Source organism: Janthinobacterium lividum (assembly GCF_034424625.1).
GTDB lineage: Bacteria > Pseudomonadota > Gammaproteobacteria > Burkholderiales > Burkholderiaceae_D > Janthinobacterium > Janthinobacterium lividum.
Window position 1 is genome coordinate 4,604,996 of record NZ_CP139976.1, and the last position, 21,581, is coordinate 4,626,576.

Genomic DNA, 21,581 nt, shown 5'->3' on the forward strand with positions numbered 1-21,581 from the left:
CTTACTGGCCGCTCAGGGCGCGCATTTCCGCATACAGGTTGGCCTTGCCCTCGAAGCCGATGCCGACCAGCTCCGGCATGGTGATGTGGCCGTTTTCCACGCGCACGCCATCGGGAAAACCGCCGAACGGCTGGAACAGATCGGGATACGATTCATTGCCGCCCAGGCCCAGGCCGGCCGCGATATTCAAGGACATCTGGTGGCCGCCGTGCGGAATGCAGCGGCTGCGCGACCAGCCGTGCTGGTGCAGCATATCCAGCGTGCGTAAATATTCCACCAGACCGTAGCTGAGAGCGCAATCGAACTGCAGCCAGTCGCGGTCGGCGCGCATGCCGCCGTAGCGGATCAGGTTGCGCGCATCCTGCATGGAAAACAGGTTTTCGCCCGTCGCCATCGGCTTGTCGTAATAGCTGCGCAAGGTCGATTGCAGCTCGAAGTCGAGCGGGTCGCCCGCCTCTTCATACCAGAACAGATCGTACTGGCGCAGCGCCTTGGCGTAGGCGATCGAGGTGTCGAGGTCGAAACGGCCGTTGGCATCCACGCACAGCTTCTGGCCGTCCTGCAGCACTTCCATGATGGCGTCGATGCGGCGCAGGTCCTCGTCCAGCGAGGCGCCGCCGATCTTTTTCTTGACCACCGTGTAGCCGCGGTCGATATAGCTGCGCATCTCGTCCTGCAGCGCCGTCAGGCTCTGGCCCGGATAGTAATAGCCGCCGGCCGCATACACGAACACTTTTTTGTCCGGCACGCCCGTGCCATGGCGCTCGGCCAGCAGCTGGAACAGCGGCTTGTTGTCGATCTTCGCCACGGCGTCCCAGATGGCCATGTCGATGGTGCCGATGGCTACCGAACGTTCGCCGTGGCCGCCCGGCTTTTCATTCGTGTACATGCAGTCCCACACCTTGTGCGGATCGAGGTTGCTGCCATCCGCCGTGACGAGCGAAGCGGGATCGGCGTCGAGGATGCGGGGAATGAAGCGCTCGCGCATCAGCATGCCCTGGCCATAGCGGCCATTCGAATTGAAGCCATAGCCGACGACAGGCTTGCCGTCGCGCATCACATCCGTGACAACGGCCACCAGGCTCAGCGTCATCTTGCTGAAATCGATGTAAGCGTTGCGGATGGGGGAAGAGATGGGGATGGTCTTTTCGCGGATTTCAACGATTTTCATGCAGGTCTCCTGTGTTTGAATGGTGACGCCAGCTTAACCGCGATATGAAACCGTATAATCGATAGTAATTTAAACCATTCTTCACTTGAAGTTAATAATGAAAAGCGACGCCACGACGGAAATGGCCTTCTTTGTGCTGCTGGCCAAGCTGGGCAGCCTGTCGGCCACGGCGCGCGAGCTGGGCATCACGCCGCCCGCCGTCAGCAAGCGATTGGTGCTGATGGAGCAGCGCCTGGGCGTGCGCTTGCTGAACCGCAGCACGCGGCGCATCAGCCTGACGGGCGACGGCGAAAGCTATCTGCAACAGGCGCGGCAAATCCTCGACGATATCCGCGCCATGGAAGAGTCCTTGGCCAGCGGCAGCGCCGAGCCGCGCGGCTTGCTGCGCGTGAATGCCACCCTGGGTTTCGGGCGCACGGTGATCGCCCCCCTGCTGTCGCAATTCGCCCTGCGCCATCGGCAGCTGGAAGTGCAGCTGCAACTGACGGACAGCCCCATCAACCTGGTCGAGCAGGCGTACGACCTGGGCATCCGCTTCGGCGACTTGCCCGACACGCGCTTGTCGGCGCGGCGCATCATGTCGAACCGGCGCTTCCTGTGCGCCTCGCCCGCCTACCTGCAGGCGCACGGCACGCCGCAGACCCCCGACGAGCTGGCGCGGCACCGTTGCATCGTGCACCGGCAAAACGACGACGCCTACGGCATCTGGCGCTTGAGCCGTGGCCGCGCCACCCACACGGTGAAAGTGCGCGGCACGGTGTCCAGCAACGATGGCGACGTGGTGCTGGGCTGGGCGCTGGACGGCCACGGCATCCTGCTGCGCTCGGAATGGGACCTGGCCCGCTACCTCGACAGCGGCCGCTTGCGCGTGGTGCTGGAAGACTACGCGCTGGCGCCGGCCGACCTGTACGCCTATTATCCGAGCCGCCACCAGTTGCCCGCCAAAGTGCGCGCTTTTATCAATTTTCTCAGCCGGCAGTTGCAGCCGGAAGCGGCCACGGCGGCCAAATCAGGTTAAACTACAATATTGCGATATGGCAATATTATGAAGGAGTAGGTTTTGCTAGTCATACTCGGATTTCTCGTCGTGCTGTTTTCCGTCTTCGGCGGCTTCGCCATGCAGGGAGGGCACCTGGCGGCCCTGTTCCAGCCGCTGGAACTGCTGATGATCGGCGGCGCCGCGCTGGGCACCTTCTTTGTCGGCAATGACGCCAAGGCCATCCGCGCCACGTTCGCAGCCCTGCCCACCCTGTTCCACGGCTCGCAATACACGAAGGCGCGCTATATGGAACTGATGGGGCTGATGTATGAAATCCTCAGCAAGATCCGCAAGGAAGGCCTGATGTCGGTCGAGGACGATATCGACGACCCGTACCGCAGTCCCATCTTCGTGAAATACCCGTACACGCTCGGTGACGAGCACATCCTGGAATTCATCACCGACTACCTGCGCCTGATGGTATCGGGCAATATGGATGCTTACCAGATCGAAAACCTGATGGATAACGAGATCGAAACGCACCATGAAGATGCGGAAATGCCGATCCAGACGATTTCCCAGCTGGCCGACGCCATGCCCGCCTTCGGCATCGTCGCCGCAGTGATGGGCGTGGTGCACACGATGGCGTCCGTCGGCTTGCCGCCAGCCGAGCTGGGCGTGCTGATCGCGCAGGCGCTGGTGGGTACCTTCATCGGCATCTTGCTGGCCTACGGCTTCATCGCGCCGCTGGCCAGCTTGCTGCGCCGCAAGCACCATGAAACGGCAAAGATGTACCAATGCGTGAAAGTCACCTTGCTGGCCAGCCTGAACGGCTACGCCCCGGCGCTGGCTGTGGAATTCGGCCGCAAGGTCATTTCCGCCACAGAACGCCCCTCGTTCAGCGAACTGGAAAACCACGTCCGCCAGGTGCGCACGAAGAACTGATACGGCCTGTTTGCTGACTCGGCGCGTCAGGCTTCCGGCGCCGTCCAGACCAGGTTCCACAGGTGGCCATCGATATCCTCGAAGCCCTGGTCATACATGAAACCATGGTCCTCGGGCGGATGCGGTATGCGGCCACCTGCGGCCTTGGCCCTGGCGATCAGGCTGTCCACCTCTTCCCGGCTTTCGCAGCTGAGGCAAATGACGACTTCATTGGCTTGCTTCGCATTCGCCACCGGCTTGCCGATCAGCGACTGGAAAAAGGCTTCGGTCGTCAGCATGGCCTGGATGCTGTCATCGACGATGTTCATGAAGGCCGCATTCTCGCCGCTGAAGCGGGAATTGAAGGTAAAGCCGAGGGCGGAAAAGAAGGCCCTGGATTTCTCCAGGTCCTTCACGGGCAGGTTCAGGATGATCTGTTTGTTCATGGCGCTTCCCTGATAAAAGTGGAATGGGCAACCGGTGCATCCTCCCTGCAACGGGAGATGGCACACACAATCGACACGCTGGCGAAAAAAGAGCCCCTCTAGAATATCAATAAATAATACAGAAAGGCGCAGCCTATGCGCTGGACTTGCCGCCGATGCTGGCGGCGCGGCTGGCGCGGGCCAGGCTTGAGCGTGCGCCAGCCACCGCCCGCAGGCGTTCTTCAAGGTAGGCGCTCACGCGGGGATGCTGGCTGAAGGCGACGTTGAAGCGGATGTGCTGGTCGGGCGTGTCGTTGGCGGAGAACGCGGCGCCGCGCATCAGCAGGATCTTGTTGCGGTAGGCGTCCTGCACCAGCAAGTCCACGTCCAGCCCTTCGGGCATGCTGCCCCACAGGAAAATGCCGGCGTCGCCGGGCTGCTCGAACAGCACGCCGGCCGCGCTCAATTGCCGCGTGCTGGCGTTGCGCGCCACCATGATCTTGCGTTGCAGCCGCTCCAGGTGCTTGCGCAGGTTGCCGGCCTTGAGCACTTCCAGCAAAACGTATTCGTTCAGCGCAGGCAAAGTCATGATGGCGTGGATCTTGGTGCGCATCAGCAGCTTGAGCAAAGCGGGCGCCGCAGCCAGGTAGCCCATGCGCAGGGCCGGGCTCAGCGCTTTGCACAGGCTCGAGTAGTAGATCACGCCGTCCAGCCCGGACAACGATGCCAGCCGCGTGCTGTGGCCCTGCTGGAAATGGCCGTGCACGTCGTCTTCGGCGATCAGGAAGCCATGCTGCTGCGCCATGATCAGCACCTTGTGCAGGTTGGCGGCGCTGCTGCTCCACCCGGTGGGATTGTGCAAAGCCGTCTGCACGAACAGCAGGCGCGGACGGTGCGCGCGGCAGGCCGCTTCCAGTTCGTCCAGGTCGAGGCCATCGGGACGGCGCTTGATGGGCACCAGGCGCACGCCGTCCTGGCGCAGCCTGCCGAACATCAGGAAGTATCCGGGGTCTTCCACCAGCACCGTATCGCCGGGCTGCAGAAACGTGCGGCAGATCAGATCGATTGCATGGGTGCCGCCGAACGTGGTGAGGATGTGGCTGGCGTCCGCAGCGATGCCGATGCCGCGCAACAGCAGCGCGATCTGCTCGCGCAGTTCGGCCAGCCCTTGCGGCGGACAGCGCGAAGCCATACCGGCCGCGCTGCGCGCCAGGCCACGTTGCACGGCAGCCGCCGGCAGCGCGTCCTGCAGCCAGGTGGGCGGCAAGGCGCCGCTGCTGGCCAGCAGCACGCCCGGCCGCTGGTCGTTCACTTGCTGGCTCAGCCAGACCGGCTCCTGCTCCTGGCCCGCTTCCAGCGCCACCTCGTCGGGAATGGCGCGGCTGGCATCGCTTGGCGCGCAGACGAAGAAGCCCGTCGTGCCGTGCGTATCGATGACGCCTGCGGCCACCAGCCTGTCATACGCCACCACCACGGTGTTGGTGCTGACCGCGAGCTGCGTGGCAAGCTGGCGGATCGACGGCAGCCTGGTCCCGCCAGGCAAGACGCGTTGCGCGATCTGCAGGCGCAATGCGGCCTCGATCTGCTTGAACAGGGCGATGGGCGAGGAGCGGTCGATGGCGAACATGGGTGGCAGTCTAGCGTAAAAACATCAAGGCGAGGAGCAGCAGGATGGCCCCCATCGCCAGATTGAATAGGCGCTGGTTGCGGGGCGCCTTCAGCACGCTGCGGATCGAGACGCCGAACAGCGCCCACATGGCGTTGCACGGCGTGCCCACCACGGTGCCGGTCACGGACACCAGCAGCGCGCTGGCCAGCATATTGCCCTGCGTAGGCATGAAGACCGACGCCATGGTGACCGCCTTGAGCCAGCTCTTGGGGTTCAGCGCCTGAAACAGCGCCGCCTGCGCAAACGACACGGCCTTCGGTGCGCTGCTTCCTGCCACCGAGGCGCCGGCCAGCTTCCAGGCCAGGAACATCAGGTACAGCGCGCCCGCGATCCGCAGCACCTGCTGCGCCATCGGATACGCGACGAACACGCTGCCCAGCCCCACGCACATGAGCACGGTCTGCACGAAGATGCCGGCCTGGATGCCGAGGATCACCGGCAGCGCGCCGCGATAGCCGAAATTGGCACCGGTGGTGGCCAGCATGACATTGTTCGGCCCCGGTGTGGCGGACATCACAAAGCAATAGCTCATCAGGGGCAGGAGTTCGGTCATGGCAGGCAGTCGAAGCGTGGAGAAGGCCCCAGTCTAGAAGCGCGGCGCGGCAGGGACAAGGCACAAGGCGACGCGTACAAGCACATGCTGTATCAGTCGGACGACTGCTACAGCGGCGATACGGGCAGCCCTGCCCGGACAAACTCCACCGCAGGCGCGCAACGCAACTGGTGGATTGTCAATTGGACTCATTGGCAGTTTCCGCCACAAAACGGAGGCTCATCTTTATTATAAATGGCGCTCTACATTTGATCCGGGCGCCTGGTGTCCATTTCGCATGGACGAATGTAATAATTGTCAAAGTCTCCTTCCTCGATCAATGTAAATCCGTGGCGCACATAGAAACGGTTTGAGCCGCTACCGCGCAGGGCTCCCACTCGAACCGGCAAACCGAGAGCGTTTGCCTCTTCGATAATACGAGCGAGAACAACCGCCCCGATACCATTGCCCTGGTTGTTTGGATGAATATAGAGGTGGTCGAGCAGCATGGCCTTTGGTTGCTGTTTGAGAACAACAAAGCCGACCCGTTTGCCTTCTATTTCAATATGGCGCGTGTGCTCCGGCAAGAAGCCTGACAGAAACCGCTCTCTCGCTCGAACCGGATCGAATCTCCCTACCTGCATCAGGCTATCGCGCATTGCCTCAATGCGAAGTGCGACAAGTTCATCCGCGTCGTCTTCCTGCGTCGGTGTAAACGTTACAACCGGTCTTTTCAATAACATATCAAAAATAAACCTTCTAGTGGCGAGGTTTGAAAAGTGGCGCGCCAAATCAATATTTGCTCCCCGAAAGCTATTCTCCTCACAGCACTTCCCGATCGCGACCCGGCGGCCTGCCGATGACGCGCTTAAAAGCACGACTGAACGCGGCTTGAGATGTATAGCCAAGGCGTTGGGCAACGGCGTCGATGGACACTCTTTCGTGAGTGAGCAATTGTTTAGCAAGACGCATCCGCAGTTCCGTGGCATACCGCAGGGGCGGCACCCCGATGGTGGTTTGAAAGCGTCGTGCGAAGACAGAGCGAGAGACATGAGACTCCGCAGCCAACTGTGCAACTGTCCATTCCCGTCCTGGCTGGCGGTGCAGCGCCAATATGGCAAGAGCGAGGCGCGGATCACGCAATGCGGCGAGGAGACCGGAGGCGCTTTCACAACCGCATTCAATCCAGCCGCGCACGATCATTGCTGCCGCAACCTCTGCCAGTCGAGCCAGAATGCCTGCAAAGCCAATACGACCGGCGCAGATTTCACGCTTCATTGAATCCAGCACAGGCAGCAAGCCAGGATAACCCTGCGCTTGCGTGTCGGCCACCATGACGGTTGGCATCAACTTACCGACCCCCTGCATCCCGCCGAGATCGAATTCCATGCAGCCGTAAAAAATAATTGCACTGGGCACGGAGGCCGTACTGGGACATGTGTCGACTCCGCTAACGGCGTCACCAAGGGGCGCGACATCGAACTTGTCGATGTCCTGAAATGCAATGCCCGCATCCGATAGCAGCTGGTGCCTCCTGCCGTGCGGCATGAACACCGCGCTACCGGCGGACAGCTCATGCAACTCGCCATCATCCTTACATAGGTAGGCAGTACCAACAGCCACGAAGTGGAAGTAGGCGTGGCCTGGCTTGTCTTCAAAGCCTATGCCGAAAGCTGGACCGGTCTGAATGCGGCGGTACTGGACGCCACGCAGGCGCATCCCCATCAACAGTTCACTGACGAGACTTGAGGACAGGAAAACTTGATTCTTCTTGCTCATTTTAGGTGTTTCGGTCAAAACATCAAGACTTGTCATCATAGATCATCCTGGACTTTCCCTCTAGACTTTCGACTCTGATCGTTTTAGGAATGTTAGAGATGAACAATGATGTTTTGGGTAACGGGCAAACGCCCAACGCGAGCGATGCGTCTGTTGCAGAGCCAGCGGCGGCAGCATGGATGGCAGTGTTTTCACTGGCAATGGGAGTTTTCGGCCTCCTGACGGCGGAGTACCTGCCAGCCAGCCTATTGACCCCGATGGCCTTCGATCTCGGTGTGTCGGAGGCGCTGGCTGGTCAGGCAGTGACGGTGACGGCCGTCGTGGCCATGGTCGCAGGGCTTACAGTGCCGCGCCTGACGCGCAGTTTTGACCGACGTGTCGTCTTGTTAGCTTTCACAGTGCTGATGATCGCGTCGAACTTGCTGGTGGCGTTATCGTCAAGCCTGACAGTTTTGTTGGTGATGCGCATTCTGCTGGGCGTTGCCTTGGGAGGCTTTTGGAGTATGGCGGCAGCCGTGGCTATGCGACTGGTGCCAGCAAAGTCAGTGCCGCGAGCGCTATCCATAATCTTCAGCGGTATCGCCATCGGGACGGTTGTTTCCGTACCGTTGGGCAGCTACTTGGGGGGGATATATGGCTGGCGCAGTGCATTTATAGCAGCCGCAGCTGTCGGAGGGCTAACACTGTTGTTTCAATTGTTCACACTGCCCCGTATGGCACCGCGCACGATGATGCGCACCCCGTCTGTACTGGCACTGCTGCGTCGCCCGGGGATCGGGATCGGGATGTTGGGCTGTGTACTTGCCCATACGGGGCAATACGCATTGTTCACCTATATTCGCCCCGCTCTTGAAAGCGTTGCCCATATTGATGTAAACAGTTTGTCTCTGATGCTCCTGGGTTTTGGTGTCGCCAACTTCATTGGCACGCTGCTGGCCGGCTGGCTAATGGAGCGTAGCCTGCATGCTACTTTAGTGGGTATGCCTGCGCTGGTGGGCTTGGCGGCATTCGGCATGATTTTACTGCCAGTCCAGGGAACCGGCCTGATGCTTTTGGTGGCCCTCTGGGGCTTGGCGTTCGGCGGCGTACCTGTCGCCTGGTCCAACTGGGTAGCTCGTGCCGTTCCTGATCAAGCGGAGACGGCCGGCGGCATGGTCGTCGCTGCGGTGCAATCTTCCATCGCTGCCGGCGCGGCATTGGGTGGCATGATGTTCGGGTTTGGTGGCGTCACAGGCGTTTTCATTATTGCTGGCGTTGTGATGCTGTTCGCTTCTCTCGTCATCGCTTTCAGAGTTCAAGTCGAACTGCCACAGGAAGACGCGACACTACCAGACACCGGCTCAACGATTTGAACAGTGTGTTGCGTTGATCGATTGAATCCGCAGCCGATACCGGGCAGTCTGAGTGATTCAGTGCACGAAGGTGCTGCCTTCGGAACCAGCAAGAGGCTTGGTCCCGTACGCCAAGTCCTCTCACTGCCATTTACGGAGCCGGCGCCGTCTCATCGGGGCAGCTGACCTCGTCCTCTGGCGTATATAAAGTCATCGGCACGCGCTGGCCGTCGACTTCCAGTTCGCGCACTTTCGGCGGCACCAGCTGGAATTCGCCCGCCTGCAGCTTCTCGCGCAGGGGCTTGCAGCGCAGGGCATCCGTGGGGATTTGCCCGCGCGCCGACCAGCTGCCGTCTTCCTTTTCCGCCAGCAACACCGACGAGGCGCGCGGGTCATTGCTGATCAGCAGTACGTCCTGCTTGCCATCGCCATCGAAATCGAGCAGATACGCGTCGCACTGCGGCCCTGCCCGCTTCAAGCAGGCAGGCAGGTGCCAGGCCGGACTCACTTGCGTCCAGTCCTGGCGCAGGAAACTCTCCGGCAACTTCGCCGTGGCCGGGCGCAGGGTCAGGTTGATCGACACGTCGCTCAGCGCGCCCGTCTCGTCGAGGCGGTTCTGGCGCTTGAGCATGGCGTCGGCGCGGGCCCGCACGATGGCCGCGTCGGGCCCCGTCGTGCGTTTGCTCAATTCCTGCAAGGCCGCCTGGCCATAGCGGGCGCCCTGGAAGCGCAGGTATTCGAAATCGAACTTGTCCACGCCAACCTTGCCGCTGTTCAGGCGCGCCATCTGGCTGGCCACGGAAATGCGCGCCGGGTCCGCCAGCGGCGAGAACAGGGCAAACAGCACCAGCAGGGTAACGCCGGCGGTGGCCACGTTGACGTTGGCGATCAGGTGCAGCCAGTCGCCATACTTGCTGGCCGCCCAGGCATAGCCGGCGGCGTAGCAGGTGGCGACCAGCAGGCAGGCGGCCGCGATCAGGCGGTCGGACGTCCAGCCGTGCGACATCACGCGCAAGGTCAATGCATAGATGGCGATGCCCACCACCCACGGCAGCAGCAGGCAGGCCAGGCGCGTGCCCAGGCGGATGCCGCGCGCCACGCCATGACCCACTTCGCCATTCTGGAAGGCGGCATTGATCAGCACCACCAGCACGCCGGCCATGCCCAGCAGTACGGAAGCCGCATGGCGCGTGGCCCACAGGCGCTCGAAACCGATGAATGGCAAGGTCAGCAGGAAGCCGGAGACCAGCACGGCGGCGATCGGCATCAGCCACGACAGCAGCACCAGCAGCAAAGTACGGATGCCGCGCACGATGGACGGGCGCACGTCCGTGATATGGATGGCGAACGAAAACGCGAAGCAGATGACGGGAATCACGAACCAGGCCTGGCCCAGCAGTTTTTTCAGGAAACTCAGCTTGATGAGCAGGAACAGCTGCCCGCCCAGCCACAGCACCAGCCACAGGCCCAGCACGAACAGCAGGGAAAACAGCAGCTGGATGCCGAGCTTCCAGGCGATTTCAAAGTAGGTGGGATAGCGGGCGATGCGCTGGCCATCCTGGGCGCTGGCCAGCACCAGCGCGTGGGCGATATAGAAGCCCACCACGCAAAAACCGAACAGCTGGGCGGAAATGACGCGCAGGGGCGCGCCCGGCTTGTAGTTGCCCCAGATTACGTGCTCGGCGCCGCGCGCCACGTCATGCCAGGCCAGCACGGCCAGTACGACGGCAGCGCCCGCCATCCACAGCACGATGCGCTTCGCCGACATATGGCCCAGGCTGGATACCAGCAGGATCGGTAGCAGCAAGCTGATCAGCATCAACGGACCCAGCAGATAGGCTTCCGTGGCGGGCCACACCTTGTCCTGGGCCGTGCTGTACAGCCAGTACAGCAGCAAGCCTTGCAGCAGGCCCGTCACCAGGCGCGTCACCGCGATGCGCGGCGCCACCACCGGATCGAGCAACGCCATGTTTTTTCCAGCGGCATCCTGCTGCATATTCATTCCCTTAGAGTCGTTCATTGCAGTCATTGTTGCACTGCGAGCACGGCCATTATTGCATTTCGTTATCGTCATCTCAACAGCGATTCGCGTGGATGCCCTTCCCGCCCACCTTCGCTGCGGCGCAATGGCAAGCTTTGCGCGAGGCCCCAGGCCAGTTCCGGCACGAGGAACAGCCACAGCAGGGGCTGGCCCGTCACCAGCAAGGCCCACGCCATCCAGGTGGAAAACAGGTAGCGGGCCACCGCGTCGTAGCGGCCGAAGCGCGGCTGCGGATCCAGCATGCGCAGCACCGACCAGACCATCACCACGCTGCCCATCATGCTGCTGATGAGCAAATGCAAGGGTTCGAACACTGGCAGTGACGCGCCGCCCAGGGCCAGGTTGAGGGCGTTCAAGTGCTCGCGCATGAGCAGGAACGTCCACGGCGTGACAAACGCGGCCGTCATGAGCACATCATAAATGGCGCTGGCGCGCACCAGGCGGCGGAAAGCAACAACAGATAACATGGGAACTCCTGTCTATGGAAAGCGCCCATTCTCAAGGCTGGAGTACACTCCATGGTCAAGCATTTTATGAAGGAATATTTCCATGCAGATCGGCGAGATGGCGCAGGCGACGGGCTTGAGCCGCGATACCCTGCGCTTCTATGAAAAGCGGGGCTTGCTGCGCGCGCGGCGCGGCGCGAATGGCTACCGCGACTATCCGCCCGAGGCGGCGGACTGGCTGCGTTACCTGCGCACGGCGCAGCAGCTGGGTTTTACGCTGGCGGAAATCGAGGCCGACATGCCGCTGCTGGCCGGCGCAGGCGATCCGGCCATGGCGGACCTGCTGCGCGCGGCGCTGGCGCGCAAGCTGGCCGACATCGATGCGCGCATCGCCGGCTTGACGCAGAGCTGCGCGGCGAACTGGCGCGGCGGATGGAACCGCAGGCGGCCGCCTGTCCGTTGCGGGGAGATGCCGAGGCAGCACCAGCCCCCTGAAAAACAAAAAACCGCCTGTGCAATGCAGCAGGCGGTTTTGACGTGGGGCGGAGCCGGGATTACCTGGCGGCCTTGCGGCGGCGCAGGAAACCCATCAGGCCCAGGCCGGCCAGCAGCATGGCATAGGTTTCCGGTTCCGGCACGGCGGCCATCACGGAAACATTGTCGATCACGGCGCCCGAGTAATTGTCGAACGGCGTGCCGGCCTTGGCGGCGCTGGCAAACGACAGGGTCGCCAGGCCGGTGGCAGCGGCCGTGAAGCTCAGCGTGTTGCTGTACAAGGTGTTCGAAGCGGCAGCCGTCGAGTAGAAATCCCCGGCCACGCCGCCGAAATTGACGCTCACGCCCTGGCCTGCGGGGCCGCCGGAATTGCGCGCCATGTCAAAGCTCAGGTTATATGTCTGGCCGGCAACGACGCTGAAATTTTGCGACAGGAAACCCGGACCTGGCGTGCCCAGCAAATCGATGCTGTAGCCATCGATGGCGTTATACGCATTGCGGATCAGGTCAACGGAACTGGCGCCCACGGTCCAGCCCGTGATGGCCGACGAACCGCTGTTGACGACTTTAAAGCCGCTGTCGAAGGTGTAACCGGAAGCGACCGTTTCAAAATTGCCATTCGCGATCAGGTTGACGGGGCTGGCGCTGGCGCTGCCGGCGACGAACAGAGCGGCAACTGCGGCGATGGTGGCGATTTTCATGATCTGATTTCCTTGCTTTGTTGACATTAAAGTTACCTTAAGTGAAATCATATCCCAGCCATGATGAAAATCAAAGAACTTTGCAAAAATATATTTAATGTAGAAAATTTGCAACACATCTTCCAGAGAGGAATGCCTCAATCAAGTTCCTGGCGCGCCACCAGGATGCCGTCCGCATCGGCGTAGATCCAGTCGCCCGGATGCACGGCCACGCCGCTGATCTGCACGCGCACGTCGCGCTGGCCGGCGCCCGTCTTGTTGCTCTTGCGCGGATGCGTGGCCAGGGCGCGCACGCCGATCTGGCAGACATTGATTTCCTCGCTGTCGCGGATGCAGCCATCGACGACGATGCCGGCCCAGCCGTTGCTTTCGGCCAGCACGCCCAGCTGGCCGCCCACCAGCGCGCGGCGCAGGCTGCCGCCGCCATCGATCACCAGCACATGGCCGTGGCCCGGCGTTTCCAGGGTGCTGCGCACGAGGGCGTTGTCTTCGAACACGTGCAAGGTGGTGGCAGGGCCGCTGAAGCGCACGCGCTGGCCAAAGGCGCGGTACACGGGCGGCAGCACGGCCAGGGTGCCATCATCCAGCATGGCTGCATAGTCGTCGCACAGGTCGGTGGTGGCAAAGGTCATGGGAATTCCTGGAGTGGCAGATGGCAACGATTCTATGCCTTTTGCAGCGCCGCGGCGCGGGTTTTGCCGCCCACGCCCACGGCCGTGGCAATCGCCAGCGCCTGGAACACGCCGATGAAGACAAACAGCAGGGCCGGATGGTTGCCATCCATCAGCGCGCCAAAGAACAGGGGACCGACGGCCAGGCCGCTGTCGAGGCCCGAATACACGACGCCATACACGCGCCCGGTGGCATTCTTCGGCGCTGCCGCGCGTATCATCAGGTCGCGCGATGGCCCCGCCACGCCCGACATCAAGCCGATGGCGCCCATCAGCGCCACCGCGCCCCAGGCCGGCACGACGGCCATGGCCAGCAGCACGGCCAGCAGCGCGGCGGCGGAAAAGGCGATGGCGACGTTACGGTCCGGCTGCTTGCTGCGCGCGCCCACCACGCCGCCGGCCAGCATGCCCACGGCCGAGGCCAGCATATAGGCCGTGTAGGCGCTGGTGGCCAGCGCCAGGCTCATGCCATACAGCTTGACGAGGGCCACGCTGGCAAAGCTCTGGATGCCGCCCAGGGCGATGGCCGTAATGAAGAAGAAGGCAAAGCACATCCACACGGCAGGCAATCGCAGAAAGTCCAGCGTGCCTTCGCCGCCGGCCGCCTGGCCCGGCGCGGCCTTTTTCACGGGCTCGGGGCGGATGGCGTGGCGGTTCAGGAACAGGATCAGCAGCACGCCAAACGGCAGTACGGCCGCGCATTGCAGCGCCACTCGCCAGTCATAATGGGTGGCAACATACGTCATGAACAGGGGCGCCAGGGCCCAGCCGATGTTGCCGCTGATGCCATGCACGGAAAAGCCGTAGGCCACGCGGGCTGCCGAGACGCGCTGGTTGAGGATGGTGTAGTCGGCCGGATGAAACACGCTGTTGCCCATGCCCGCCAGCATGGCGCCCAGCATCAGCGCCGCATAGCTGTGCGCAGTGGACAGTGCCAGCGCCGACACGCCCAGCAAAAAGATGCCGGAAAACAACACAGCGCGGGCGCCAAAACGGTCGACGACAAAGCCGGCCAGCGCCTGCCCCACGCCCGAGATGATGAAGAACACCGTCATCAGCAGGCCCAGCTCCGCATACGACAGGTCGAATGCCGGTTTCAGCCAGACGAACAGGGCCGCGAGGATCAGATGGTAAAAGTGCGACACGCCATGCGCCAGCCCCACCAGGGCGATGACGCGCGCATCGTTGCGCAGAGTTGGCGGTGAGTGCGGTGGCAAGTCCATTGCCGAGTTAGTTGTTATCATGTCATACCCTGTCTTATACTGGTGAAGCTCAAGTGTATGCAAAATACCATCGTCTGTTTTCCGACAGAACGACATAATTTATCGAATTAAGGCCAAGCTGATGGGTGTACCTATCCTCCACCATACCCGCATGTGTCCGCCGCGGGAAGCGCCCAGCGCGACCATCCCCGTGACGATGATCGCGCGCGACCTGCAACCCGATGAATTTTTATTACCGCACAGCCATCCCTGGGGCCAGGTGACGATGGCGCTCGAAGGCGTGCTGCGCATCACCGCCAACAACAGCAGTTGGGTGCTGCCGCCCATGCGCGCCATCTGGATCGCGCCCAACGTGGAGCATGCCGTCACGATACTGGAAAAAACCCGCTTGCGCCCCCTGTGCATCCATGCCGCGCGCGCGCCTTTCGCGGGCCAGGACTGCAAGGTGCTGGAAGTATCGAACCTGCTGCGCCAGCTGATCATGGCGCTGGAACAGCTGGACCCTGGCCAGGAACCGGCGCGCGAGGCGCTGCTGGCCGAACTGATCCTCGATGAATTGAAACGCTCGGCCACGCGCCCCATCCGCGTACCCTTGCCCAGCGATAAGCGCCTGAAAACCCTGTGCGACAGCCTGATCGAGAAACCGGGTTCGCACCAGACCCTGGAACACTGGGCGCAGCTGGTCGGCGCCTCGGAGCGTACCCTGGCGCGGCTGTTCGAACGGGAATTGGGCATGAGTTTTGGCCAGTGGCGCCAGCAAGTGCGCCTGGCGCACGCGGCGCCGCTGATCGCGCGCGGCGTGCCGCTATCGCAAGTGGCCGAAGAACTGGGCTATGCCAGCCAGTCGGCCTTTTCCGCCATGTTCAAGAAGACTTTCGGCAGCTCGCCGTCAGCCTTCTTTGCCCAGGGCGACAGAATCTAGCCAGCTGGAAAGCGCGCCGATACAGCGCTCAGGGCAAGGCGCAGCGCCGCAGGCAGTACGCTGGTACGGCAAGGCGATGCAACGCCGCCATGGGCGCTTTAGCGGTGCACTCTTAAGCCATGAAGTCGAACAAGGAATTCTTGCCGGTATAACCCGGCAAGGCCGAGTTCGTTCCCATCTGTTCCTGGGCCGAATATGCTTTCACCAGCGCCTGCGCCTGGGCCGTCAGCGCCTTGGCCAGCACGGCTTTCTTGTTGGTGAGCGTCGTGATATCCTTGCCGACCGTCTGCACTTCCTTGCGTATGATGCTCGTTTCGCCTGTCAGCTCGCCGATCTTGCTGACGAACTGGTCCGCCACTCCCTTGCCGTTATTGGTGAACATCTTGCTGACGGCGTCCGGATCGGCCGCGATGGCCGCCTTGAGTTTTTTATCGTCCAGCACCAGCTCGCCGCTCTTGCCCAGGGTCACGCCGGCACTGCCCAGCACCGACGATGGCACGCCCGTGCTGGCCGTGCGCAGCACCTGCTCCATCTGCGAACGCACCTGCCCCAGGGCCGTGTCAGACTTCAAATCGCCCTGCTGCAGACTCTGCAGCTTGCTGTTGAGTTCATTGTAGGCCGTGACGAAGCTGGCCACGTTGCTGGCGATCTGGCTGCTGTCCTTGGCGATGACGAGGTCCGTCGTGCCTTTTTTCTTCAATTCGATGGTGGCGCCCTCGACGGCCGTCGTCAGGGTATTCGTGGCGCTCTTGATTTCCTTGCCGTCAACGGTCAGCAGCGCGTCCTGCGCAGCGGCCGTCTGCTGCATGCCCTTGCCGGCGCCGGGCGCATAGCTGAGCAAATTACTGACGGCCGCGTCGCCGGCCACGCTGATGCGCATGCTGCTGTCGGCGCCGCTCTTGCCGTTCAAGGCCAGCGAGTAGCCATCGGGGCCCTTGACCACGCTGGCGTCGATACCCTGCTGCTTGAGCGCGGCGGCGATGCCGTCAAGGCTATTGTTGCTGCTGTCAATCGTCAGCGAAATGATCTTGCCGCTGCCGGGCGTAAATTGCTTGCCGTCGGCCGAGCCCACTTCGATCTTCACCAACGCGGGCGCGCCCGTGCCGATGGCCGCGCTCGAGGATTTCTGCGCGCCGCTGAGCAAGGTCTGCCCCTGCGCCAGTTGCTTGACGTTCAGTTCATGGCTGCCGCTGGCGGCCTTGTCGGTGGTGGTGGCGCTCAGCACATCCTTGCTGCTGGACGTGGCCGACGTGGCCAGGCCGCTGCCGGCCATGTTCTTGGCCACGGTCTGAAACTTCGCCAGCGCCGATTGCAGTTGGCCCAGGCCCGAGAACTTGGCCTGGTCGCGCGCCAGGCTGGCGTTGAGCTTGACGACGCCCGTGTTTTGCGACTGCATCTGGCGCTCCACCTTCGCATACACATCGGCCGAGATATTGCCCTGCGTCGTCTGCTGCGTATTGTTGGTATAGGCCCTGCTGTTGATGGTCGAATTAAACATGGTAGGCGTTCCCGTCGGATGTAAGGTCATGTCGCACGGTTCAGGTCGTGACCGTGCTGCGCGAGAAACGGACGGCAGGCGCGCGTGACGCGGCAAGGTCCCTCTTCTGGTTGATAATTATGCAGTATTACTGGAATATCAAAACAGCGAACAGAACAGGTTTTTCCTGACTGCAAACCCATATGCACCATTTTAGCGCAGTTCACTTGCAGCACCCTCCCGGCTTGCCTCAGCGCATGAATTTCGAGATGGCGCTGCTGACGGCCATGTCCAGCTGCAGGAAAGTGAGTCCCACCTTGAAACCTGCGCTGCTGAAAATGCAGTGCGAGACGGACACGCGCGCCTCGATGATGTGCGCCGCGCCGTCGTAAAACAATTCGAACAGCACCTTGCCCTTCTTGCCTGTCGGCACCGGTTCCGCGATGACGGCCGCCATGCCGCCCGGCCCCACATCGAGGGTGCGCGCCGCCACGGGGCCCGCGCCATCCATTACCAACATCGCCTTGGCACGCAATATCTTGCGTGCGCCCTGCCTTTGCTCAACTGACACTGTATTCCGCTTCTCTATCAATTCATTGTCGATGCGGATTCATGGGGAGAATCCATCGGACAAATATTATAGTTCTAAACGGAAATTCTGTTTGACTTGTCTCAAGCTTGGCATTTAAACCATACCAACTTTTACTCGTGGTCGCGCAGCTTGTTGAATGCTTCATCGATACGCTCGACGCCGATGACCTTGAGGCCTTCGATGACTTGCTTGGGCAAGTTCGACTTGGGCACCACGGCCAGGGTAAAGCCAAGCTTGGCCGCTTCGCGCAAGCGCTCCTGGCCCCGTGGCGCGGGGCGGATCTCACCGGCCAGCCCCACCTCGCCAAACACCACGAGTCCCCGCGGCAAGGGCTTGTTGCGCATCGACGAGTTAATCGCCAGCAACACGGCCAGGTCGGCCGCCGGTTCCGTAATTTTGACACCGCCAACGGCGTTGATAAACACATCCTGGTCGAAGGCGGCGATGCCCGCATGGCGGTGCGCCACGGCCAGCAGCATGGCCAGGCGGTTTTGCTCCAGGCCGACGGACAGGCGGCGCGCGTTGGGCAAGTGGCTCGTGTCGACGAGGGCCTGGATTTCCACCAGCAGCGGGCGCGTGCCCTCCTGCGTCACCATCACACAGGAACCGGGCACCTGATTGTCGTGCTGCGACAGGAACAGGGCGGACGGGTTCGATACTCCCTTCAGGCCCTTTTCCGTCATGGCGAACACGCCCAGCTCATTGACGGCGCCGAAACGGTTCTTGATGGCGCGCACCAGGCGGAAGCTGGAGTGCGCGTCGCCCTCGAAATACAGCACCGTGTCGACAATATGCTCGAGCACGCGAGGACCGGCCAGCGCGCCCTCTTTCGTCACGTGGCCGACCAGAATGATGGTCACGCCCGTCTGCTTGGCCGCGCGCGTCAGCTGGGCCGCGCATTCGCGCACTTGCGCCACGGAACCGGGCGCCGAGCTGAGCGCGTCCGAATACACGGTCTGGATCGAGTCGATCACCACCACTTCCGGCTTCAGGTCGTTCAAGGTGGACAATATCTTTTCCAGCTGGATCTCCGCCTGCAGTTTGAGTTCCTTGGCGTCGATGACGAGGCGCTTGGCGCGCAGGGCGATCTGCGCGCCCGATTCCTCGCCACTGACGTACAGCACGCGCTTGTGATGCGACATGTTGGCCAGCGCCTGCAGCAGCAGGGTCGACTTGCCGATGCCGGGGTCGCCGCCGATCAGCACGACGCCGCCCGCCACCATGCCGCCGCCCAGCACGCGGTCGAATTCCTCGATGCCCGTGCCGAAGCGGGGCACGTCGATGGCGTCGATATCATCGAGCGACAGCACGGGCGCCGTCTGCGCCAGCGACATGTGCTGCGGATTCGAATAACGGTTGTTGCCGCCCGTCTCGGGCAGGGTTTCCACCATGGTGTTCCACTGGTTGCACGAGGTGCATTGCCCCATCCATTTGTTGCTGATGGCGCCGCAATCGCTGCAGGTGTAGATGGTCTTGACTTTTGCCATGGTGTACTTTGCCCGGGTAAGGTGAAACTGCTGTCTATATATACAGTATATACAAACAGCGGGCCGCCGTCACTGTGTCGCTTCGATCACGGGCACACGCGGCGCCAGTGCGCACATCAGCTCGTAGCCGATGGTGCCGGCAGCCAGAGCCACCTCGTCGATCGGCATGCCCTGCCCCCACAAGGTCACGGCGCTGCCAACTTTTGCGCCCGGCACGTGCGTCAGATCGACCATCAGCATGTCCATCGATACCCGGCCGATGAGGCCCGTGCGCACGCCGTCGACCAGCACGGGCGTGCCTTCGGGCGCATGGCGCGGGTAGCCATCCGCATAGCCGCAGGCCACCACGCCCACCTTGATATTGCCTACCGCTTCGTAGCGGCTGCCATAGCCCACCACTTCGCCGGCGGCGATATCCTGGATACCGATAATGCGGCTGCGCAAGGTCATGGTGGGCAGCAAGCCGAATGCCTGCGCCGACGTGCCGCCGGGAGCGCCACTGGGCGTGCCGCCGTACAGCATGATGCCGGGGCGCACCCAATCGCTGTCCAGGTGGTGCAGCAGCACGCCGGCCGAATTGCACAGGCTGCGCGGCAGCGGCGTGCCTATGCTGGCCGCGCCCGCTTCAAAACGCAGCATCTGCTGGGCCAAAGGCAAGCGCGTGGGCGCCGCCTCGTCCGCATTGGCGAAGTGCGTCATCAAGGTGATCGTACCGATATGCGGGATGGCGCGCAGGCGCGCATACGCGGCAGCCACGGCCTGCGGTGTGAAACCCAGGCGGTTCATGCCCGTATTCATTTTCAAGTGCACATCAATACTGTGCGGCAAGTGCGCCGCTGCCAGCATGGCGATCTGTTCTTCGCAATGCACGCTACCGTTCAATCCATATTGCGCCATGACCGGCAAATCGCTGGCATCAAAAAACCCTTCCAGCAGCAAGATGGGCTTGGTCCACCCCAGTTCGCGCAAGCGCACGGCATAATCGACCTCGACCAGCGCGAGGCCATCGGCGTCAGAAAAGCCCCGCATGGCCCGTTCCAGGCCGTGGCCGTAGGCGTTCGCCTTGACGACGGCCCACACCTTGGCGCCGCGGGCGCCGGCACGGGCGCGCGCCAGATTGTGTTGCATGGCATCGAGATGGATGGTGGCGATAAGGGGCCTGGGCATATGCGTCGTTCACGGCGGGTGGGAAAGCCGTATTTTACCGGATGGGCTGGATGCGGGTCGGCAAGCCGGCAAGGGAATGCCTGCGATGGTCGCCCAGGACAGCATGTACAAAATGCTCACATGTATGTGTATTTTTCTACGGCAGAAAAATTAAGCTTCGCTTAGACAAGACTATGCAAAGCAGCCCCTTCCAAACTTGGGGTTTGCCGTTTTTTCGTGGTATAAAGCAAGCCAGATATGATTTCAGGCATTCCAGAATGAATCGTGGTTTTTATACCATCATGGCGGCGCAGTTCTTTTCCTCGCTGGCAGATAACGCCCTCTTTTTTGTCGCCGTCGATTTATTGGTGTCCATGAAATCACCGGCGTGGATCACGCCGCTGCTCAAACTGTCATTCGTCCTGTTTTACGTGCTGTTGGCCGCTTTTGTCGGCGCCTTCGCGGATGCTCTGCCTAAAGGCAAGGTCATGTTCATCGCCAACATGGTCAAGATCTTCGGCTGCGCCCTCGTCTTCTTCCACGTACACCCGCTGCTGGCCTACGCCGTCGTCGGTTTTGGCGCGGCCGTGTACTCTCCCGCCAAGTACGGCATCCTGACGGAACTGTTGCCGCCGGAAAAGCTGGTGGCGGCGAATGGCTGGATCGAAGGCTTGACCGTCACCTCCATCATCCTCGGCACCGTCATGGGCGGCGCGCTCGTCAGCGGCCACGTGTCCGACATGCTGCTGTCCTTCGACTTCCCCCTGATCGACACGGGCATCACCAACAAGACGGAAGCGGCCCTGTGCGTGGTGGTCGGCATTTATGTGCTGGCGACCCTGGCCAACCTGAAGATTCCCGACACGGGCTGCGTGTATCCGCACCAGGAACGCAATCCTATCAAACTCATTACCGATTTTGCCAATTGCTATTCCATCCTGTGGAAAGACAAGCTGGGCCAGATCACCCTGGCCGTGACGACCCTGTTCTGGGGCGCCGGCGCCACCTTGCAACTGATCGTGCTGGAATGGGCCAAGCAATCCTTGAACATGCCATTCGACAAGGCGACCAGCCTGGTGGGCGTGGTCGCCATCGGCGTGGCCGCCGGTGCCGTGCTGTCGGCACGTTTCATTCCACTGCGCAAATCGCTGACCGTCATTCCGCTGGGCATCGCCATGGGCGTGATCGTCATGATGATGACGCAAGTGCACTCCGTGTGGATCGCCTACCCGCTGCTGATACTGATCGGCGCCCTGTCCGGCTTCTTCGTCGTGCCTATGAATGCTCTGCTACAACACCGCGGCCACGTGCTGATGAGCGCCGGCCATTCCATCGCCGTGCAGAACTTCAATGAAAACCTGTCGATTCTGACCATGCTGGCCGTGTACTCGATCATGATCCGCCTGCACCTGCCGCTCAATATCATCATCACCCTGTTCGGCCTGTTCGTCGCCGGCACCATGTACATGATCATGCGCAAGCACAAGCTGAACCAGGCTGAGCACGACAATCTTTCTTTGATTGGCGAGCAAAAACATTAAGCAATGTGGCGTCGCATTACGCGCTACGC

At 61.8% G+C, this 21,581-nt stretch carries 20 protein-coding genes and 1 pseudogene; 6 read left to right on the forward strand and 15 right to left on the reverse strand.

Annotation, left to right across the window (positions count from 1 at the left end; genetic code table 11):
* Position 1: 1 nt before the first annotated feature.
* Positions 2–1,171 (reverse strand): mandelate racemase/muconate lactonizing enzyme family protein, encoded by a 1,170-nt coding sequence (locus U0004_RS20840; protein WP_070255440.1) that lies wholly within the window; start codon positions 1,169–1,171, stop codon positions 2–4.
* 97 nt (positions 1,172–1,268) lie between these two features.
* Between U0004_RS20840 and U0004_RS20845 the strand changes: the two genes are divergently transcribed.
* Positions 1,269–2,189: a LysR family transcriptional regulator gene (locus U0004_RS20845; protein WP_070255443.1), complete on the forward strand. Its 921-nt coding sequence runs from the start codon at positions 1,269–1,271 to the stop codon at positions 2,187–2,189.
* A gap of 42 nt (positions 2,190–2,231) precedes the next feature.
* Positions 2,232–3,095, forward strand: coding sequence for a flagellar motor stator protein MotA (motA, locus tag U0004_RS20850; RefSeq protein ID WP_070255446.1), 864 nt, complete (start codon positions 2,232–2,234; stop codon positions 3,093–3,095).
* Between the two features lie 26 nt (positions 3,096–3,121).
* Here the strand turns inward: motA and U0004_RS20855 are convergent, their stop codons facing one another.
* From U0004_RS20855 to U0004_RS20875, 5 genes are all read right to left on the reverse strand, one after another.
* On the reverse strand, positions 3,122–3,520 hold the full coding sequence (locus U0004_RS20855; RefSeq protein ID WP_070255449.1) for a VOC family protein: 399 nt from the start codon (positions 3,518–3,520) through the stop codon (positions 3,122–3,124).
* Between the two features lie 133 nt (positions 3,521–3,653).
* Positions 3,654–5,126, reverse strand: a complete 1,473-nt coding sequence (locus tag U0004_RS20860; RefSeq protein WP_070255452.1) for an aminotransferase-like domain-containing protein — start codon at positions 5,124–5,126, stop codon at positions 3,654–3,656.
* 10 nt (positions 5,127–5,136) lie between these two features.
* Positions 5,137–5,721, reverse strand: a complete 585-nt coding sequence (locus U0004_RS20865; protein ID WP_070255455.1) for a LysE family translocator — start codon at positions 5,719–5,721, stop codon at positions 5,137–5,139.
* Positions 5,722–5,963: 242 nt separating this feature from the next.
* Positions 5,964–6,491, reverse strand: coding sequence for a GNAT family N-acetyltransferase (locus U0004_RS20870; RefSeq protein WP_231958033.1), 528 nt, complete (start codon positions 6,489–6,491; stop codon positions 5,964–5,966).
* Positions 6,492–6,522: 31 nt separating this feature from the next.
* Positions 6,523–7,518, reverse strand: a complete 996-nt coding sequence (locus U0004_RS20875) for an AraC family transcriptional regulator (RefSeq protein ID WP_070255461.1) — start codon at positions 7,516–7,518, stop codon at positions 6,523–6,525.
* 59 nt (positions 7,519–7,577) lie between these two features.
* On the opposite strand from U0004_RS20875, the gene U0004_RS20880 reads away from it, so the two are divergent.
* Complete coding sequence (locus U0004_RS20880; RefSeq protein ID WP_070255464.1) at positions 7,578–8,831, forward strand: MFS transporter; 1,254 nt, start codon at positions 7,578–7,580, stop codon at positions 8,829–8,831.
* Positions 8,832–8,961: 130 nt separating this feature from the next.
* On the opposite strand, the gene U0004_RS20885 is transcribed toward U0004_RS20880, so the two are convergent.
* Together U0004_RS20885 and U0004_RS20890 are read right to left on the reverse strand one after the other, a co-directional pair.
* On the reverse strand, positions 8,962–10,779 hold the full coding sequence (locus U0004_RS20885; RefSeq protein WP_115057636.1) for a DUF4153 domain-containing protein: 1,818 nt from the start codon (positions 10,777–10,779) through the stop codon (positions 8,962–8,964).
* 101 nt (positions 10,780–10,880) lie between these two features.
* On the reverse strand, positions 10,881–11,318 hold the full coding sequence (locus U0004_RS20890; RefSeq protein ID WP_070255470.1) for a hypothetical protein: 438 nt from the start codon (positions 11,316–11,318) through the stop codon (positions 10,881–10,883).
* An 82-nt stretch (positions 11,319–11,400) separates the two neighbouring features.
* Between U0004_RS20890 and U0004_RS20895 the strand changes: the two are divergent.
* Positions 11,401–11,792: pseudogene (locus tag U0004_RS20895) on the forward strand (MerR family transcriptional regulator).
* A 59-nt stretch (positions 11,793–11,851) separates the two neighbouring features.
* On the opposite strand, the gene U0004_RS20900 reads toward U0004_RS20895, so the two are convergent.
* The 3 genes from U0004_RS20900 to U0004_RS20910 all read right to left on the reverse strand — a co-directional run bounded on the left by U0004_RS20900 (position 11,852) and on the right by U0004_RS20910 (position 14,408).
* The gene (locus U0004_RS20900; protein WP_070255473.1) at positions 11,852–12,493 is read right to left on the reverse strand and encodes a choice-of-anchor C family PEP-CTERM protein; all 642 of its coding nucleotides are present in this window, start codon (positions 12,491–12,493) and stop codon (positions 11,852–11,854) included.
* A gap of 137 nt (positions 12,494–12,630) precedes the next feature.
* Positions 12,631–13,125, reverse strand: a complete 495-nt coding sequence (gene rraA / locus U0004_RS20905) for a ribonuclease E activity regulator RraA (protein ID WP_034779352.1) — start codon at positions 13,123–13,125, stop codon at positions 12,631–12,633.
* A 32-nt stretch (positions 13,126–13,157) separates the two neighbouring features.
* Positions 13,158–14,408: an MFS transporter gene (locus tag U0004_RS20910; protein WP_231958031.1), complete on the reverse strand. Its 1,251-nt coding sequence runs from the start codon at positions 14,406–14,408 to the stop codon at positions 13,158–13,160.
* A 100-nt stretch (positions 14,409–14,508) separates the two neighbouring features.
* Here U0004_RS20910 and U0004_RS20915 point away from each other — a divergent pair, with 100 nt between their 5' ends.
* Positions 14,509–15,309, forward strand: coding sequence for an AraC family transcriptional regulator (locus U0004_RS20915; protein ID WP_070255479.1), 801 nt, complete (start codon positions 14,509–14,511; stop codon positions 15,307–15,309).
* 112 nt (positions 15,310–15,421) lie between these two features.
* Here U0004_RS20915 and fliD read toward each other — a convergent pair whose 3' ends face one another.
* The 4 genes from fliD to alr form a co-directional block, all read right to left on the reverse strand.
* Positions 15,422–16,807, reverse strand: coding sequence for a flagellar filament capping protein FliD (fliD, locus tag U0004_RS20920; protein WP_070255482.1), 1,386 nt, complete (start codon positions 16,805–16,807; stop codon positions 15,422–15,424).
* Positions 16,808–17,036: 229 nt separating this feature from the next.
* Positions 17,037–17,357 carry a PilZ domain-containing protein gene (locus U0004_RS20925; RefSeq protein WP_071653418.1) on the reverse strand — a complete coding sequence of 107 codons (321 nt, stop codon included), beginning with the start codon at positions 17,355–17,357 and terminating at the stop codon, positions 17,037–17,039.
* A gap of 131 nt (positions 17,358–17,488) precedes the next feature.
* Complete coding sequence (gene radA / locus U0004_RS20930; protein WP_070255485.1) at positions 17,489–18,865, reverse strand: DNA repair protein RadA; 1,377 nt, start codon at positions 18,863–18,865, stop codon at positions 17,489–17,491.
* 69 nt (positions 18,866–18,934) lie between these two features.
* Positions 18,935–20,032: an alanine racemase gene (alr, locus tag U0004_RS20935; RefSeq protein WP_070255488.1), complete on the reverse strand. Its 1,098-nt coding sequence runs from the start codon at positions 20,030–20,032 to the stop codon at positions 18,935–18,937.
* A gap of 257 nt (positions 20,033–20,289) precedes the next feature.
* Between alr and lplT the strand changes: the two genes are divergently transcribed.
* Complete coding sequence (gene lplT, locus U0004_RS20940) at positions 20,290–21,552, forward strand: lysophospholipid transporter LplT (RefSeq protein WP_034779369.1); 1,263 nt, start codon at positions 20,290–20,292, stop codon at positions 21,550–21,552.
* Positions 21,553–21,581 lie beyond the last annotated feature (29 nt).

Bases quoted from the DNA above. Each gene is read 5' to 3' on its own strand.
- U0004_RS20840 (WP_070255440.1), bottom strand. From the start codon at position 1,171: ATGAAAATCGTTGAAATCCGCGAAAAGACCATCCCCATCTCTTCCCCC.
- radA (WP_070255485.1), bottom strand. From the start codon at position 18,865: ATGGCAAAAGTCAAGACCATCTACACCTGCAGCGATTGCGGCGCCATC.
- U0004_RS20910 (WP_231958031.1), bottom strand. From the start codon at position 14,408: ATGATAACAACTAACTCGGCAATGGACTTGCCACCGCACTCACCGCCA.
- U0004_RS20860 (WP_070255452.1), bottom strand. From the start codon at position 5,126: ATGTTCGCCATCGACCGCTCCTCGCCCATCGCCCTGTTCAAGCAGATC.
- U0004_RS20900 (WP_070255473.1), bottom strand. From the start codon at position 12,493: ATGAAAATCGCCACCATCGCCGCAGTTGCCGCTCTGTTCGTCGCCGGC.
- U0004_RS20865 (WP_070255455.1), bottom strand. From the start codon at position 5,721: ATGACCGAACTCCTGCCCCTGATGAGCTATTGCTTTGTGATGTCCGCC.
- U0004_RS20845 (WP_070255443.1), top strand. From the start codon at position 1,269: ATGAAAAGCGACGCCACGACGGAAATGGCCTTCTTTGTGCTGCTGGCC.
- fliD (WP_070255482.1), bottom strand. From the start codon at position 16,807: ATGTTTAATTCGACCATCAACAGCAGGGCCTATACCAACAATACGCAG.
- U0004_RS20915 (WP_070255479.1), top strand. From the start codon at position 14,509: ATGGGTGTACCTATCCTCCACCATACCCGCATGTGTCCGCCGCGGGAA.
- U0004_RS20875 (WP_070255461.1), bottom strand. From the start codon at position 7,518: ATGATGACAAGTCTTGATGTTTTGACCGAAACACCTAAAATGAGCAAG.
- U0004_RS20890 (WP_070255470.1), bottom strand. From the start codon at position 11,318: ATGTTATCTGTTGTTGCTTTCCGCCGCCTGGTGCGCGCCAGCGCCATT.
- lplT (WP_034779369.1), top strand. From the start codon at position 20,290: ATGAATCGTGGTTTTTATACCATCATGGCGGCGCAGTTCTTTTCCTCG.
- alr (WP_070255488.1), bottom strand. From the start codon at position 20,032: ATGCCCAGGCCCCTTATCGCCACCATCCATCTCGATGCCATGCAACAC.
- U0004_RS20885 (WP_115057636.1), bottom strand. From the start codon at position 10,779: ATGGCGTTGCTCGATCCGGTGGTGGCGCCGCGCATCGCGGTGACGCGC.
- rraA (WP_034779352.1), bottom strand. From the start codon at position 13,125: ATGACCTTTGCCACCACCGACCTGTGCGACGACTATGCAGCCATGCTG.
- U0004_RS20855 (WP_070255449.1), bottom strand. From the start codon at position 3,520: ATGAACAAACAGATCATCCTGAACCTGCCCGTGAAGGACCTGGAGAAA.
- U0004_RS20880 (WP_070255464.1), top strand. From the start codon at position 7,578: ATGAACAATGATGTTTTGGGTAACGGGCAAACGCCCAACGCGAGCGAT.